This is a genomic window from Reichenbachiella ulvae (genome assembly GCF_025833875.1).
GTDB classification, from domain to species: Bacteria; Bacteroidota; Bacteroidia; order Cytophagales; family Cyclobacteriaceae; genus Reichenbachiella; species Reichenbachiella ulvae.
Map to the genome: position 1 here is coordinate 957468 of NZ_JAOYOD010000001.1, position 17866 is coordinate 975333.

Annotated in this window: 10 protein-coding genes; 3 read left to right on the forward strand and 7 right to left on the reverse strand. The window is 41.6% G+C overall.

The window, feature by feature from the left end:
- Positions 1-29 precede the first annotated feature (29 nt).
- The 4 genes from dnaE to N7U62_RS03650 form a co-directional block, all read right to left on the reverse strand.
- Entirely contained in the window at positions 30-4301 is a 4272-nt protein-coding gene (gene dnaE, locus N7U62_RS03635) for a DNA polymerase III subunit alpha (RefSeq protein WP_264136518.1), read from the reverse strand.
- 204 nt (positions 4302-4505) lie between these two features.
- Positions 4506-5258 (reverse strand): succinate dehydrogenase/fumarate reductase iron-sulfur subunit, encoded by a 753-nt coding sequence (locus tag N7U62_RS03640; protein WP_264136519.1) that lies wholly within the window; start codon positions 5256-5258, stop codon positions 4506-4508.
- 8 nt (positions 5259-5266) lie between these two features.
- Positions 5267-7189 (reverse strand): fumarate reductase/succinate dehydrogenase flavoprotein subunit, encoded by a 1923-nt coding sequence (locus N7U62_RS03645; RefSeq protein WP_264136520.1) that lies wholly within the window; start codon positions 7187-7189, stop codon positions 5267-5269.
- 38 nt (positions 7190-7227) lie between these two features.
- Positions 7228-7905 carry a succinate dehydrogenase cytochrome b subunit gene (locus N7U62_RS03650; RefSeq protein ID WP_264136521.1) on the reverse strand — a complete coding sequence of 226 codons (678 nt, stop codon included), beginning with the start codon at positions 7903-7905 and terminating at the stop codon, positions 7228-7230.
- Positions 7906-8226: 321 nt separating this feature from the next.
- Between N7U62_RS03650 and N7U62_RS03655 the strand changes: the two genes are divergently transcribed.
- Genes N7U62_RS03655 through fabD form a run of 3 tightly spaced genes read left to right on the forward strand, consistent with a single transcriptional unit; the run spans position 8227 to position 12479 of the window.
- Positions 8227-11166, forward strand: coding sequence for a T9SS type B sorting domain-containing protein (locus N7U62_RS03655; RefSeq protein ID WP_264136522.1), 2940 nt, complete (start codon positions 8227-8229; stop codon positions 11164-11166).
- A complete protein-coding gene (locus N7U62_RS03660) occupies positions 11145-11567 on the forward strand; it encodes a thiol-disulfide oxidoreductase DCC family protein (protein ID WP_264136523.1) in 423 nt (140 codons plus the stop codon). The genes N7U62_RS03655 and N7U62_RS03660 overlap by 22 nt, the downstream gene beginning before the upstream one ends.
- A 42-nt stretch (positions 11568-11609) precedes the next feature.
- Positions 11610-12479: an ACP S-malonyltransferase gene (fabD, locus tag N7U62_RS03665; protein ID WP_264136525.1), complete on the forward strand. Its 870-nt coding sequence runs from the start codon at positions 11610-11612 to the stop codon at positions 12477-12479.
- A gap of 55 nt (positions 12480-12534) precedes the next feature.
- On the opposite strand, the gene N7U62_RS03670 is transcribed toward fabD, so the two are convergent.
- From N7U62_RS03670 to N7U62_RS03680, 3 genes are all read right to left on the reverse strand, one after another.
- Positions 12535-16359 (reverse strand): two-component regulator propeller domain-containing protein, encoded by a 3825-nt coding sequence (locus tag N7U62_RS03670; protein WP_264136526.1) that lies wholly within the window; start codon positions 16357-16359, stop codon positions 12535-12537.
- Positions 16360-16590: 231 nt separating this feature from the next.
- Positions 16591-17382, reverse strand: a complete 792-nt coding sequence (locus N7U62_RS03675; protein WP_264136527.1) for a M48 family metallopeptidase — start codon at positions 17380-17382, stop codon at positions 16591-16593.
- Position 17383: 1 nt separating this feature from the next.
- On the reverse strand, positions 17384-17866 hold the full coding sequence (locus tag N7U62_RS03680; RefSeq protein ID WP_264136528.1) for a DUF4870 domain-containing protein: 483 nt from the start codon (positions 17864-17866) through the stop codon (positions 17384-17386).

Consider the following 17866-nt stretch of genomic DNA (forward strand, 5'->3'; position numbering starts at 1 on the left):
TTAGAGTGTGTTTGCTATTATTGGGGTTATCAGACTATCACGTCATAGCGCAGTTTTTCATACTGTTCTAGTTTTTTTATGACGGTGTCCTCTGTGCTAATTTTTACTTTTCTCGAAATCAGATTGACCTTCATGTTGGCTGCTGGATCGATAATGTTCACCTTCAGCAATCCTTCACCTTCATTTTCAGAGGTTATTTCATGTATGTCTTTGATCAGATCTTCGTTGATATCGTCAAGAAGTAGGTTCAAGGTAATTCCTTTAGTTTTTTCTGCTCTGATATCAGTCAGGAGAGAAATGGAATTGATTTTAAACTCCAGATCAGGGCCTTGCCATTTCAATTTAACTCCTCCTTGAATGTATAAAAACCAGCCTACCTCGAAATATTCTTTGAACTTGACATAGTCATCAGAGAATAGGAAGAAAGTATATGTGTCTGTATAATCCTGAACTTCTAGAGTACCGAAAGGTTTGCCTGTTTTGGTTTGGCGATGATTCACTGCTGTTACCATTCCTCCCATGCGGATGTTACCTCCTTTTTTCTGAAGTTCTGGCAGGTTGTTCAGTTCACCGATTCCAGTATTGCAGAATTTGTCGATCTCAAATTTGAATTGATCCAATGGATGCCCTGAGATGTACAGACCAACAACTTCCTTTTCTAGTTTCAGTTGCTCCAGGTCGCTAAATGGCTCAATTTCCGCTACAGTAGGAGTAGGAACAGAGACCCCAGAATCTCCACCAAATAGTGAGGCTTGAGAGCTGGCTTCTTCTGCTTGCATGCGTTGCGCATACCTAACGACCTTTTCAATTAGGTTCGGTTCATTGTTTTCTCCTACCAAATACTGTCTACGGTGATAGGATTCGAAGCAGTCGAATGCACCTGCCTGAGCCATTACCTCTAGCGTCTTTCTGTTGACCTGTCGTAAGTTGACTCTGGTGCCTAAATCGAAAATGTCTTTGTATAAACCATTTTCTTCACGTTCTTCGATTAGTGATTTAACTGCCGAATCACCAGCGCCCTTCATAGCTGCCAATCCAAAACGAATCTGCCCTTGATCATTCACATTGAATTTCATGATTGATTCGTTCACGTCAGGTCCCAATACATCCAACCCCATGCGTTGACATTCTTCCATGAAGAAGCTCACCTGCTTGATATCATTCATGTTGTTCGAAAGCACGGCAGCCATGTATTCAGCGGGGTAGTTGGCTTTGAGGTACGCGGTTTGATAGGCCACCCATGCATAGCAGGTAGAGTGAGACTTGTTAAAGGCATAGGACGCAAATGCTTCCCAGTCCTTCCATATTTTCTCTAAGGCCTTTTTGTCGTGACCTTTTTCTGCAGCCTGGTTGATGAATTTCGGCTTTAGTTTCTCCAAGAGCGCCAAAATCTTTTTACCCATCGCTTTACGCAGCATATCAGCCTCACCTTTAGTAAACCCTGCCAATTTCTGCGAGAGAAGCATTACCTGCTCCTGATAGACGGTAATACCATAGGTTTCTTTTAGGTACTCCTCCATGTCCGGAAGGTCATAGATGATTTCCTCATCCCCATGCTTTCGCTTAATGAAAGAAGGAATATACTCCAATGGACCTGGACGATAGAGGGCGTTCATAGCGATGAGGTCAGCAAAAACCGTGGGTTTCAGTTCTCTCATGTATTTCTGCATACCAGGAGATTCGTATTGGAATATCCCTACGGTCTCACCACGTTGGAAAAGCTCATAAGTGGCTTGATCGTCAATAGGGAAGGAGTCAGGATCCAAATCCTTGTCATAGCGTTGTTTGACCAGACGACAGGCGTCTTTGATCAAGGTTAGGGTTTTTAGACCCAGAAAATCCATTTTTAGTAGCCCTGCATCTTCCACTACGGAGTTGTCGAACTGGGTGCAGTACATGTCCGAATCCTTGGCCAATGCTACAGGTACGAATTTGGTAATGTCATCTGGTGTGATGATAACCCCACAAGCGTGGATACCTGTATTACGAACCGACCCTTCCAGTACTTTTGCCTGGTTGATTACCCTGGATTCTTCACTATTTCCAGCAGCAATCTGCTTGAGTTCGTTGGCCATTTGAATGGCCTCTGCATTGTTTTTTAGTTTGTCTGCCAACTCCTTTTCTGGGAGGCCAAAAAGCTTTTTGAGCTTAATGTCTGGTACGAGTTTGGCCAGGCGATCTGCATCACTCAGATTTAATTCTAGCACGCGTGCGGTGTCTCGGATGGCAGATTTAGCAGCCATGGTACCATAAGTGATGATTTGAGCTACTTGGTTTGCGCCATATTTATTGATTACATAATCGATCACACGCTGGCGACCTTCATCATCAAAGTCAATATCAATATCGGGCATGGACACCCTTTCTGGATTCAAGAAACGCTCAAAAAGCAAGTCGTACTCAATCGGGTCTACATTTGTGATTCCAATACAATAGGCGACTGCCGATCCTGCTGCAGATCCACGACCTGGACCAACGGATACGCCCATGTCGCGAGCTGCCTGACAGAAGTCCTGCACAATCAGGAAGTAACCCGGATATCCGGTGTTTCTAATTACATCCAGCTCAAAGTCCAGCCTTTCTTCAATCTCTGGGGTGATTTCTTCGTAGCGTTTCTTGGCTCCTTCATAAGTCAGGTGACGAAGGAGGTTGTTTTCTCCTAGCTTGAGTGATGGATCTTCTTTGTCTCTTTCATCTTGAAATTCTTCTGGGATGTGGAAGGCAGGAAGGAGGATATCTCTTTCTAGCTCAAATGCCTCGATCTTTTCTATGATCTCATTGGTGGTTTTGATGGCATCTGGGAGGTCTGCAAAGAGCTTCTTCATCTCGTCTGGTGACTTGATGTAGAATTCCTCATTGGGGAATCCATAGCGGTATTCTCTTCCTCTTTTACCTACATACCTCTTGGGTTTAGATTGGTGCTCTCCGTCCTTTACGCATAACAAAATGTCATGCGCGTTGGCTTGTTTCTTTTCTGTGTAGTAGGTGTTGTTGGAAGCGAAGTATTTTACGTTGTGCTTTTCGGCAAAGCGAAGTAATACTTCATTGACAATATTCTCTTCGTCTACATCATGACGGTTAAGTTCAACATAAAAGTCCTCACCAAACTGTTCTTTGTACCAGAGGAAGACTTCTTCAGCCTGTTCTTCCCCATAGTTCAGGATTGTAAATGGGATTTCTCCCCACAGGCCACCCGTGGTAGCTATTATGTCTTCTTTGTATTGAATTATGGTTTCTTTGTCAATTCTCGGGACATAGTAAAACCCCTCTACGAAGGCGATGGATGCCATTTTGGCTAGGTTGTGGTAGCCTTTTTTATTCTTAGCTATGAGGACTTGTTGGAAGCCGTTGTTCTGTTTGCTTTTTTCTTTTCGATCATCAGTAACATTGAACTCACAGCCAACAATTGGTTTGATTTCTGCCTTCAGAGCAGCACGTACAAAGTGAAAAGCTGCCATCATATTGCCATGATCGGTCAGCGCAATAGCAGGCATGTTATGGCTCTTAGCTGCATTGACGATGGAATCCACCTCCGATACAGCCTGAAGTACAGAATACTGGGAATGGACGTGCAAATGCGTAAATGGCACATCATCCAAAGCTTCTATTTCGGCCTGAGTGGCCTTTGGAGGCGTCTCAATGGTAGGCATTTCCTCTACCGCAAAATTGGCAGCTTCTAATTTGGGTGCTTCATAGACGATGTCTTCCTTGGCCGTATCATCTAGTGGGGCAATGACTCCTTCTGTAATCAATCCAAAGAAACACTTAGAAGTAGCGTCCACATCATATGCCGCATCGTGGGCATCCTCGAAAGCTTCACCAAAAAGCTTGGTGTGAAGTTCTGTTAGAGTTGGCCATTTGAACTTTCCCCCTCTACCGGGAATGGCAACATAATCTGTCGCCTCATCCTTGGTGTCAAGGGCTTTGATCCCGTTGAGATCATTGTTTCTTTCCTTGCGGAGGTACTCAGCACCAACGATGTTGAGGTCGAACTCTACGTTGTGTCCGACGACTGCTTCGGTACGTTGTAGATCAGCAGTGAAAGCGTCTAGTACTTTGTTCAGATCATGACCTTCTGCTTCCGCTCTTTCGGTAGAGATACCGTGTACCTTCTGTGCGTTGAAGGGGATGGTGTAACCTTCTGGTTTGACAATGAAGTTTTGTCTGTCGATAAGCGAACCATCATTGGCATGCAATTGCCACGCGAGCTGGACCAGCCTGGGCCAGTTGTCCAGATCCTCTAAAGGTGCGTTGTAATCCTTAGGTAAACCAGTGGTCTCGGTATCAAAAATCAGGTACATGATCGTGAATTATAGATTCAAAATTCAAGGTTCGATATTCGGAGGGACTGAAGATCAAACCGACCTTAAAAGTAGTGATTTATGCTATCGAAAGGGAGAGGAGGGAAGTGGAAGTTTTCCACAGAGGGGAAATAAAAAACGAGCCTGCATATTGTTGACCAATTGCAGACTCGTTTCAAGTATTTATTGTTCGTTTATTGATTCTTAAACGTTGTCTGAGGTAGCTTTAGCTGCCAGGTATTCTCTGTTCATACGAGCTATGTGCTCCTGTCCAATTTCTTTTGGACATACTGCAGAACATGCACCTGTATTGGTACAGTTACCAAATCCTTCTTCTTCCATCTGAGCTACCATTCTCTCTACACGTGTTTTGCGCTCTACCTGACCTTGTGGTAACAAAGCAAGCTGAGAAACTTTAGCAGCAGTGAATAGCATTGCAGAAGCATTCTTACATGCTGCTACACAAGCACCACAACCGATACATTGTGCTGCGTCCATGGCTTTGTCAGCAATGGTTTTTGGAATTGGAATCTCATTGGCATCAGGAACACCGCCGGTATTCACATTGGTGTATCCACCTGCCTGAATGATTCTGTCAAATGAACTTCTGTCCACTACCAAATCCTTTAAAACAGGAAATGCAGAAGCTCTCCATGGTTCTACCACGATGATTTCGCCATCCTGGAAGCTACGCATATGTAGCTGACAAGTTGTAATAGCATCTTTAGGGCCATGAGGCTTGCCATTGATGTACATACTGCACATCCCGCAGATACCTTCTCTACAGTCGTGATCGAAGTGAATCGGATCTTTACCTTCTCTGGTAAGGTCCTCATTCAATACGTCGAACATCTCAAGAAAAGACATGTCCGGTGATACGTTATCTACTTGGTAGGTTTCGAATGCCCCTTTTTCGCTAGGGTTTTTCTGTCTCCAAACTTTTAGCGTTATTTTCATGTCAATTCTTATTTATAGCTTCTCTGCGTCAGTTTAACATTTTCAAATTCTAATTGCTCTTTGTGTAGCTCTTCTTCTTGGCCTTCACCTTTGTACTCCCAGGCAGCAACGTAAGAGAATTCATCATCTATACGAAGCGCTTCACCCTCTGGTGTCTGAGATTCTTCACGGAAGTGACCTCCACAAGATTCTTTTCTGTTTTGTGCATCGTCGATCATCAACTCGCCCAATTCTAAGAAGTCAGCTACTCTATTGGCTTTCTCCAATGACATGTTCAATTCTTCATTGGCTCCCAGCACCTTTACATCCTTCCAGAACTCTTCACGAAGCTCTTTGATTTTCGCTTTAGCAGTTTTGAGACCTTCCTCGTTTCTAGCCATACCGCAGTATTCCCACATGATATTTCCTAGTTCCTTATGGAAGTCGTCAACAGTTTTGTTACCGTTGATGCTTAGAAGTTTTTCGATTCTATCTTTTACTTCTTTTTCAGCTTTTTTGAACTCTTCGTGTTCCGTTGGGATTTTGTCATATGGCATGTCAGCCAAGTAATCACCAATCGTATATGGCAACACGAAATATCCATCAGCCAGCCCTTGCATCAATGCACTTGCTCCTAATCTGTTAGCACCGTGATCTGAGAAATTGGCCTCACCAGCAGCGTACAATCCAGGTACAGTAGTCATCAGGTTGTAGTCAACCCAAAGACCACCCATAGTGTAGTGTACAGCAGGATAGATCATCATTGGCATTTCGTATGGGTCATCACCTGTGATTTGCTTGTACATATCAAAAAGGTTACCATACTTTCCTTTGATAGTTTCTACTCCGTCTCTTTTGATCGCATCAGAGAAGTCCAGGAATACGGCTAAACCAGTTGCGCCTACACCTTTTCCTGCATCACACATTTGCTTCGCATTACGAGAAGCCACGTCACGAGGTACTAGGTTACCAAATGCAGGGTATTTTCTCTCCAAATAGTAATCTCTATCCTCTTCAGGAATTTTAGCCGCATCAGCTGCTTTCAATCCTTTTACTGCCTCTTTAGGAACCCAGATACGTCCGTCATTTCTTAGTGATTCAGACATCAAAGTCAACTTAGACTGGTGATCACCTGATACTGGGATACAAGTTGGGTGAATCTGCGTATAACATGGATTGCCAAAGAATGCTCCTTTTTTATGAGCTCTCCAGGCGGCAGTTACGTTCGATCCCATTGCATTAGTAGACAAGAAGAATACGTTACCGTATCCACCAGTTGCTAATACCACTGCGTGGGCAGAGTGCGATTCGATCTCACCTGTGATCAGGTTTCTTGTCACGATACCGCGAGCTTTACCGTCGATGATCACTACGTCTAGCATCTCAGTTCTGGCGTAAAGCTTCACTTTACCGCTAGCTACCTGTCTGCTCAATGCTGAGTAAGCACCTAATAATAGCTGCTGTCCAGTTTGACCTCTGGCATAAAAGGTACGTGATACTTGCGCTCCACCAAACGAACGGTTGTCCAATAGCCCACCATAGTCGCGAGCGAAAGGAACCCCTTGTGCTACACACTGGTCGATGATGTTGACAGAAACCTCTGCCAGACGGTGAATGTTTGCCTCACGGCCTCTATAATCACCCCCTTTAATCGTATCGTAGAAAAGACGGAAAACTGAGTCTCCATCATTTTGATAATTTTTTGCTGCATTGATACCCCCTTGAGCCGCGATACTGTGCGCTCTACGTGGGCTATCTTGAAAGCAGAATGATTTGACATTGTAGCCCAGTTCGCCAAAAGAGGCAGCAGCGGATGCACCAGCCAAACCGGTACCTACTACGATTACGTCATATTTTCTTTTATTGGCTGGGTTGACCAGTTTGCTTTTGAATTTGTGTTTTGTCCACTTCTCAGCTAATGGTCCCTCAGGAATTTTTGAATCTAAAGCCATTTCTTTAATTTCTTAATTTTCTAATTCTTTAAACTATCTCACTTCAGAAACATCACAATCGGAATGATTGCAAATCCAGCTGCAACTAAAATAGAGTACAGCATGCCAAGTTTCTGGATGAAAGGAGTGTATTTCTTGTGGTTCAAACCTAAGGTCTGAAATGCACTAGAAAAACCGTGCGACAAGTGAAACCCTAAAAAGACCATGCAGATTACATAGAATCCAACATAGAGAGGCTGGGCATAGGCAGCACTTACAATCTGATATACATCCTTGTACATCACACCATCGTAAGTTACACTTGGGATATCACCAAATTTGAATTCATACCAAAAGCCCTTTAAGTGAGCTATGATGAATATTAAGGTGATGATTCCAAGTAAAGCCATGTTCTTTGAGGCCCAGCTACTTTTAGAATCCTTGGTCGATACAGCATACCTTACGCTTCTTGCTGCACGGTTTTGCCTGGTCAATATGATACCATCGATCACATGGACCAAAATAAAGAAGAAGTTTCCATAAGAAACCACTTTTATAAAAGGGTTGTTAGCCATGTTGGCAGCATACATATTAAATGCTTGCCCTTCATCATTCATTAAGAGCTGAAGGTTACCTGCCAGGTGAACTACTAAAAATAGGATTAAGAATAATCCAGTCAGCGACATGAGCAACTTTTTGCCTATCGTGCCGGAAATCGATTGTGTAAACCAACTCATGATTTGATTTTTGAATAAGTAGAATAATTTTTCGTAAAGATATATTCAGGGGGCTAATCTGACAATCCAATGGATGTAATAGATCATCAATTGGGGTATTTAGACTGGGTATAAATTAGAAGGAATAGCCCTTGTTATAAAAAGCGTGTTGCTTAACGCAACTTTTGGCTTTGTTTCTTATGACATTGTCTTGCTTTTTGTCGCCTTAGTTGTGTCTGCCTTTTGAAAAGTACATAGATTTGAATCAGTTTCAGTTTATATTTGACTACTAGACTGATGAAGTTTAGGTAGAACCAGTTAAATGACAAAGCTCCAATATTGATGGTCCATTCATTGCGAATCAAGTGTTTACTTCTTTTGACATTCTTGCTTTTTTTAGCAGACAGGTCTTTCGCTACGCACATTAGAGCAGGCGAGATTATTGCAGAACGTATTTCGAGTACCACATTGACTTACCGTTTTTCAGTGATTGGTTATACAGATACGGGGTCTTCAGTTATTTTCGGAGGAGGAGAAATCGAATTCGGAGACGGAGTGAGGGGGAATTTGGCTGAAATTTCTGAAAGCAACTTAACTATTCAGTTGGAAGATGAGGTGGCATATAATGTTTTTACTGTAATACATACTTTTCAGGGGCCCGGTAGATATGTGGTTCGATATCAGGAATCTAATAGAAATGCGGGTGTCGTAAATATGTCCAATTCTGTCGATACACCTTTTTATATAGAAACGGCCCTTTTAATAGATCCAATATTTGGTATCAACAATACGCCGGTTTTTTTGATTCCCCCTGTGGATAAGGGAGCAGAAGGAGCAACTTTTCTACATAATCCCGGAGCCTATGATCCTGATGGAGATAGTTTGTCTTACCATATTACCATTCCAAAACAAAGATTTGATAGAGAAGTCAATGATTATAAAGATCCAAATGACCCAACCTTCTATACCAATTATCTGGAAGGTAATCAAGAACGTGATGGGCCTCCTACTTTTAAGATAGATTCGATTACAGGTACCTTAGAGTGGGACGCTCCCGGTTTGATGGGAGAGTACAATGTGGCCTTTGTGGTCAAAGAGTGGCGACAACTAGAAGGAGAATGGTTTGAATTGGGATCTGTGGTTAGAGATATGCAGATCATAATTGAGGAAACAGATAATAACCCGCCTCAAATCATTCAACCTATGGAAATATGTGTGGAAGCAGGGGGAACTATATCTGAGATTATAGTCGCAACAGATCCTGACGGACATCCGGTTACCTTAGAGGCTTTTGGTGGCCCTTTGGAATTTCTAGTCAGTCCAGCCAGCTTCTCGCCGGACCCTCCGACGGTTCAGCCTGTACCGGCAGAAATTGAGTTTGAGTGGCAGACTGATTGTGCTCACGTGAGAGAGCGTCCTTATGAGATTCAAATTAAAGCCAGAGATGAGCCTCCAATTGGTGCGCGTTTGGTAGACTTTAAAACATGGCTGATCAGAGTGGTAGCTCCAGCACCGACAGGGCTCACTGCCACGAAATTGTCGCAGCGCAGAATTCAATTGGATTGGGATGGCTACTCTTGTGGCAATGCAGACAAGATTCAAATTTGGAGAAGAGTAGATAGTTATGATTTTTTACCGGAAGATTGTGTGGTAGGTATGCCTGCCAATGCGGGTTATGAGTTAATAGATGTTGTCAATAACAACTCCCTTGCTGGTGATAAAATCACCAGCTATATAGATGGGGATGATGGCATGGGGTTAGCACCTGGAGCCAATTACTGTTATAGAATAGTGGCCACTTTTCCTAAGCCTGGAGGTGGGGAGAGTTACGCTTCTACAGAAGCATGTGCTCAGATAGGTGTAGAAGCACCCGTGATATTGAATGTCGATGTAACAAATACTTCAGAGACTAATGGTGAAATTTATGTCAGATGGGAGGAGCCTTTCGATTTGGATCCAGTACTTTTCCCTGGTCCTTACACTTATGATGTGGTTAGGTTTCAGGGACTGTCAGGGATGGAGGATGGAGATACCATTGCTACCAATATTGCTGCCACTGAATTTACTGATACAGGTTTAAATACAACTGCCTTTCCTTATCATTATTTGATCTATGTGTACGAAAACAATGGCACTTATATAGATTCATCATTCCCTGCCTCTTCCCCATGGTTAGATGCGACTTCTGATGTGGAAAAAATCACCTTGAGATGGAATGCTGAAGTGCCATGGTCCAACGTATTAGATGATCAACCTTATCATAGAATATGGAGAGACAATGTAGATGATTTTTTTCCTGACGATTTGTATTTGATTGATTCTACTCACGTAGGTCAACAAGGGTTCGTATATGTAGATAATGGTTCATTTAATGGAGTTCCCTTAAGCGATGAATTGGTTTACAGATACTATATTGAGACCAAGGGAAGTTATGGAAACCCAGATTTGGCCACCTATGATCCATTATTAAACAAGTCACAAATCTTAGGAGCCCAGCCCAACGATACCATTCCTCCTTGTACACCTGTGGATTTTAGTTTTGACGATTCGTTTGATTGCCAAAGTTTTCTGGCCATGCAGGAATGTGAATTTAACGACTTCTCTAATCATCTTTTCTGGAATCAAGATGGGGCGTCTAGTTGCGACAATGACATTAGTAGCTACAATATTTATTATGCTGATGAAGATACCGATGAGGAATTGCCATTTTTAGTCAATGTGGAAGGGACTGATTTTGTTCATGACGAGATGCCGTCTTCGGGGGGCTTTGCAAATCCTTTACCATTAACTTCATTTAAAGGATGTTATCAGATAGCTGCTGTAGATCGGTCTGGAAATATCAGTGCTAGATCTGAGAAGATTTGTCGTGACAATTGTCCGTCTATTAAGATGCCTAATACCTTCACTCCAAATGGTGATGGAATAAATGATGTTTTTACACCTTTTTACAGTAGGACAGGAAATGTAAACGGTGAGGGAGAGGTCCCGAAAATTGAAACTTTTATTTCTGGTTTTGACTATGCAGATTGCCCAAGATTTGTGGAAGAAGTGATTTTTAATGTTTTTGATAGAACTGGGGGATTGTTATACTCGTATAATTCAACAGAAGAATCAAGTTCAGAAGAAAATCAGGAGATTCTAATCAATTGGGATGGGACAACTGATTCTGGAAGAGAACTTGAGTCTGGTGTTTATTATTACAGTCTGGAGGTGACATTTAATGTGTTAAGACCGGAGGATCAAAATAAGAAATACAAAGGATGGATCAACATCGTGAGATAGCCGAGTTGGACAACTTGGTACTTTATGACGGGGTTTGTAAATTTTGCAACAGCTCCGTCAATTTTGTTTTAGATCACGAGAAAAATGATCAATTGAAATTTACTCCTCTTCAATCTGAGCTGGGAGCGAGGGTTTTGAAGGAGCATAATTTCCCTATTGATTATACAGAGAGTATTTTGTTTTTGAGTAAAGGAAAACTAGAAGCAAAATCGACTGCCGCATTAAAAATCTCTAAATTTTTGAAGGGACCGTGGTCTTTGGGCCGAGTGTTTTTACTGGTACCTCGTTTTATTTCTGATTTTTTTTATGAAATCATAGCCAAGAATCGCTACAAGTGGTTTGGTATGACAGATGCTTGTATGCTTCCGCCTGCTAACCATAAGGAACGGTTTTTAGAATGAGTGCTTTTGCCTAAGTTTGCCCTCGCAAACAAAAAGTTACACATGAAAGCATATGTATTCCCTGGACAGGGAGCTCAATTTACAGGAATGGGCAAGGAACTGTATGATAGTTCAGCGAAGGCCAAATCTTATTTTGATACCGCAAATGATATTTTAGGATTCGACATTGCTAAGGTAATGTTTGAGGGAAGTGCGGAAGAATTGAAAGAAACTAAGGTGACCCAGCCGGCAGTTTTTATCCATTCAGTGGTTACTGCTTTGATGCATGATGAGTTTAAGCCTGATATGGTAGCAGGTCATTCTTTAGGGGAGTTTTCAGCTTTAGTAGCTAATCAGACTTTAGGATTTGAAGACGCATTGAAATTGGTGTCTCAGCGTGCTCTTGCGATGCAAAAGGCTTGTGAGATGAATCCATCGACTATGGCGGCTATTCTGGGATTAGAAGATCAGCAAGTAGAAGAACTATGTGAAGGAATAGAAGGGGTAGTGCCTGCTAATTATAACTGTCCTGGCCAATTGGTGATATCCGGAACCAACGAAGGTATAGAGATCGCATGTGAGAAAATGAAAGAGGCTGGAGCCAAGCGTGCTTTGCCTTTACCAGTAGGGGGTGCTTTTCATAGTCCATTGATGGAGCCTGCGAGAGAGGAGTTGGCTGCTGCAATTGAGTCTACCCAATTTAGTACTCCAATTTGCCCGGTTTATCAGAACTATGATGCTAAACCTCATAGTGATATAGTGGAAATCAAGGCTAATTTGATTTCACAATTAACTGCCCCGGTCCGATGGACACAGTCTGTACAGCAGATGGTAGCAGATGGAGCTGTGGAATTTGTAGAGTGTGGTCCTGGTAAAGTGCTACAAGGCTTGGTGAAGAAGATTCATAGAGAGGCTGAAGTTTCTGGTTTATAAGAAACAAGATATATTGAAAAAAGGGAGGTCATTTGACCTCCCTTTTTTGTTACTCTTAGTTGTAAAATCTCTCAACATCAATTAATGGATTTGTATCTTGTTGTTTGTTCAATTTGAACTGTTCCACTTTTTGTTTCAATAGGTCTGTGGTTTTGGAGATATCTTCGCTTTTCTGACGGTAATTGATCATTCCTGCAGAAAGTTCGGAGGATGAACTAGCCGTTTCTTCTGCCGCACTGGCGGTCTCTTCAGCTATGACTACCACGGAGGATATTAACTTCACTACTTGATTGATGTCTTCAGTCTGTTGATGGGTGTCTTTTACAATTCTATCAGACTTTAAAGATGTTTCTTCATAGTAGGCATAGATTTCTTTAAATGCAGCCATAGACACTCCGGTAGCTTCCTCGCCATCCTTGATGCTTTCATTCATTTCATGGATGATTTCAACAGTTGATTTTGTATCAGCCTGAACTGTATTGACCAGCTCTTCTATGCTTGCAGCCGATTTTTTTGAGTCCTCAGCCAATTTACGAATCTCCTCTGCTACTACTGCGAAACCTCTTCCGGCTTCACCTGCCTGAGCTGCTTCGATGGCAGCATTAAGGGCAAGTAGATTGGTTTGAGAAGCTACATCTTTAATTATTCTCAGCACACTCGATATCTCTTGTGATCTTACATTCAAATTAGTAACAGCCTCATTAGCATTTTCTGAAAAACTTAAGATTTTACTCATGGTGGCATTCAGTTTTTCCATCAGTCGCATACCCGTATCGCTTTTTTCTACACCCAGTTTGGCGGTGTTGCTGATATCGTCAGCTCTGGTCCCCATTTCATTAGCCGAGTTCATGACGCCTTCTATTAGATTGGAGGATTCGTCTATTTTGGAAACTTGATCTTGAGCTCCTCTAGCGATTTCACCAATGGCGTTCGCGATCTCTTCAGTACTGACTTTCATTTGTTCGCTCGTTACCAACATGTCCTCAGAAGATACTTTCAAACTGGAGGATCGATCATTGATGTCTCCCACTAGTTCGGTCAGATTATCCATGGCTTTATTCAGGTTGTTTTTTAGCCTTAGAATATCACCCTTGGCTTCCACTTCGAATCTTTCTGTTAGATTACCTTCTGCCATCTGGTTAATGAGGTGGTTAATGATGTTGAATGGGGTGGTTATCGAATCAAATAATTGATTGATGGAAAGAGCCAAATCCCTCCAAGCACCCGTTTTGGCCTCTAATGAAATCCTTGCATTGAAATTGCCAGACTCAAGTGCTTCCTGAACCACATTGTTGGTTTCCTCTATAGCCTCTTTTAGTTTTTTACTTTGGTCTTGAAGTTCTTCATTTTGAGCATTTACTTTATTAGTGGCTTGATTGATTTTAATGTTTAGGAGTTTCTGACTTCTTTTCTGCTGATTGATTCTTCTTCTGTAGAACCATAAGGCCGATAGAATTATAATGATTACAAGAATCGTTCGGAACCACCATTTAGCCCAAAATGCAGGTATGACTTCAATATCAATCTTGATCGGTTCTTCGGCCCAGACTCCATCTAAATTGGAGGCGTTGACAAGAAAGGTGTAATCGCCCGGAGGGAGATTATTGTAGGTTGCAAAATTTCTTGATGAACTAGTCTCCACCCATTCATCGTTTAACCCTTGCATTTTGTAGCGATAGGTGTTAGCTGTCGGCTTGGCAAAGTGGAGTGCTGCGAATTCTATTGTGATAAGGTTGTGCTGATGATAAAATGTCAATTTTTCTGTGTCAGCAATGCTTTCTTTCAAGAGAATTTTACCGTTTACCTCCTTACCAACTTTTACACTTTTGTTAAAAACTTTTAAATCTGTAAAGGCCAGTTTTGGTGGGGTGTTGTTCAAGTTGATTTCATTTGGATTGAAAATGTTGAAGCCGTTTATTCCTCCGAACATCAATTCACCTGAAGAGTTTGAAAAGTAGGAGTTATAATTGAATTGTTTGCTTTGTAGCCCATCTGATTGATCGAACAAGGTTAAGCTGGCATTTTCTGGATCTGAAATCAGGTCTCTTAGAAACAAAAGCCCTTCTTCCGTGCTTGCCCATAAGTTGCCTGATTGATCTTCTTTGATGCCATATACTACGCGTAGCTTGTGACCGCCTATTTGGTTATAATGTGTAAAGTTCCCCGTGTTTCGGTCATAGTTTAGGATTCCATTGTTTGTTCCCAGCCATATGGTGCTTTTGGAGTCTTCTTCAATGCAGTAAACAAAATCTATTGATTCATTTTCGATTTTTTCAAAGGTGTCAGAGTCATTGCTCTTAAACAGAATGCCATTGTCGCTTCCTATCCAAATGCTACCATCTTTTGCTTCTAACATACCAAAGTAAGCTTGGTCGCTCATATGGATAAACTCGTCAGAACCATTAGGTAGCATGTCTAGATATCCGATACTTCCGGTTCCAGACCCATTGAATACCCAGAGATTCTTGTTTCGGTCGTATAGTAGCCCATAAATTTTATCTGTGGTTAGCGTACCTGATTTGTTATCGTTTGCAGAATAGGCAGTAAAACTGTTGTTACTGAAATCGTAAAAGTTGAGTCCCCCTCGGTTAGTTCCTATCCACATATCACCATTGCCAGCATTGGCCAGGCATTTGCTGTCGTTGTAACTGATCGTGTTTTGATCATCCGAGTCATGTGTGAAGACCCTGAATTTACTTGTTTGTCTATCGAGAACATTGACTCCATTGTCAGTCCCCACCCAGACATTACCAAAATCATCTTCCGCTATGCCATATACATTTGGTGAGTTCAGGAAGTAGTTGTCCTTAGAATCTGCTGTATAACACACGAAATTCTTTTTCTTCAAATCACAGCAACTAACACCACCAGCATAAGTCCCGATCCAAAGAGAACCAGTCTGGTCAATAAAACTGCATAGGATGGAATTTTGAGAAAGTTTGGAGAATTTGTGATCAGATGTGGCATACTCATAAAATTCATCCGAGGATTCATGTTTCTTGAAAAGCCCTCCTCTGGTCCCTACAAAGAAGTCTCCTTTTAAATCCTCGAAAATCGCCCTCACACGAGTGGTGTAGCTGTTATCGGGATCGGGAATAATTCTTTTGAAACTATTGGTATTAAAATCAAATTGATTCAGACCATTATTCATGGTGCCAAACCACATATTACCAGAATTGTCCTCATAAATGTGTTCGATTTGATTACCACTTAGGGTAGTCGGGTCATTTTTGTCATGTGTAAATCCTCTGACTGTTTTACCATCAGGGTCAAAGAGATAAATACCTTTTTTATAAACTGAGAACCAAATGTTTCCTTTTTTATCTATATCAAGTTTGGTGATGTTGCCAGTGGGGGTGTTTGCAAATATATCTGGGTTAGATTCGATAATGTTTTTGCATTCCTTATTTATCAAATTGTAGGTGTATAAGCTATTGTTGGAGGCGATCCATAGCAATTGATTCTTGTCTTCTTTTATGGCATTGACTCTGCCCATATTGACCTTGATGGAATCTCGATCAAAGTGAATGAATCCATCAATTGAAGGGTTGTAAAGATCTAGACCTTCACTATTTCCAATCCACAGATTTCCTCTACTGTCCGAGAATAGTTCTCTATTGGTTTTGGAAGAAAGGGAAGTTGAGTCATCGGGATTATGTCGGTAGGGGACAATGGTTTGTCCATCATAGCGGTCGATCCCATTGTCAGTGGCGAACCAAATGAAGCCATTTTGATCCTGAGTAATGGCTCCCACGTGGTTGTTGGAAAGGCCATTGTCTACAGTTATGGATTTAAATTCATATTGATTTTGCACGATGCCCTGAGCTACAGAACATAGGGTCAGGCCAATCAAAATTTGGGTCAAGAATGCTGCCTTCATAATATGTAGTAATTTTAGTCGAAATCATACGGGATTCAGTTAGGTGTAGGCTTTTCGCTGTATTAAGCAGACTAACTATAATTTAGCTACAAATCGTTCCTTTATCAAGGAAAACAGCTAAATGCTAATGTAGACAGGATTCTAGGTATAAAGAGCTAAAGGTTGAGGTATTCTGCTCTAGGCCTTTGAAATTAAGAAAATCCCCTAAGTGAAACTTGCAGGAGATAAAAATTAACTTGAAATAAGATTTTGAAATCGCTCCCAATCTATGGGGATGGGTTGCTCTTCAAAATCATCTGAAATTTTGTAATCGGAGGCTTTTTTGATTCTATCGCTGTCCAACGGGTGTGTACTGAAAAAGGAGAGGTCATCCATGATGGAAGATTTCTTGGCTTTCATTCTAATGAAGAATTGACCTAATCTTCTTGGGTTGATTTGACTTTTTTCGGCCAAGTCTAGGGCATAATCATCAGCTTCTTCTTCATTTCTTCTATCGAATGCAGTTGACATGCTTAATTTGGCGAGTTCTGAGATAAGCACTGGATCACCACCGGTCGCAATAGAGAAAAAGGCTTCCATTCCGAGTGTTTTAGCTATTTTCTCGATTACGTGTTTTTCTTCAGCATGTCCGATTTCGTGGGCCAATACCAAAGCCAATTCTTCCGCAGATTGTAAGTCCTCGATTAATCCTGAAAAAATGTAAATATTTCCATTCAAGGATGTGAATGCGTTGATCTGACTTTCTTTGATTATATGAAGTTGGTAGTCATATGAGACGGTGTCCATGTTTTGAGTAAGCCTTTCGAGAATAACCTGGAGGGTAGAGTCGGCTGCTTTGTTATGGATGAATTCGAAATCCTGTAACATGTAATCATTCATGAATTCTGCCATTTCCCTTTCTGTCTTAGCAGAAACCTCGAAGGGATTGCGATTTACATCATAATTGTAATAAGAAAAAGCTAGCCATAGTCCGGCAAACAGGGCCACTAATACGAGCAATTCTTTCCAGATCTTGGCAATCATATTAAACGGGTGGTTGATTGGTTATTTTCTTGTCTACTTCGGCTCTTACTTTATACACCTGGTGATAGGAAAGCTTGCCAAAGAAAATGAAATAATACATTTGGCCTTTCCTGGCTTTGACTGCTCCCACGATGCTAAATATGAAGTATAGCAAATTAAGAATACCAGCCATGATCAGGTACCCTATGTAGGGATCTGTCACTTCTAGATTCATAAAAAAGAAAATCTGAAGAGTCCAATATAATGCTCCTGCATTTACCAGTGTGGTGGGAAGTTGACTATATAGCGACTGCAGACTATGGAATTTGACAAACCGCGAATTTTTCTGCTGAACGAAATAGTAAACAACCGCAGCAACCAGGTTGATGATAGGCAAGGGGAGACCAGCTCCCATTGCCGCAAACATCATCAGATAGGCGCCCATGGCGTCTTCTTTTTCTTTTTTACTTAACTCCTCTGGTTGTTCGAGATTGTAATATTCCAT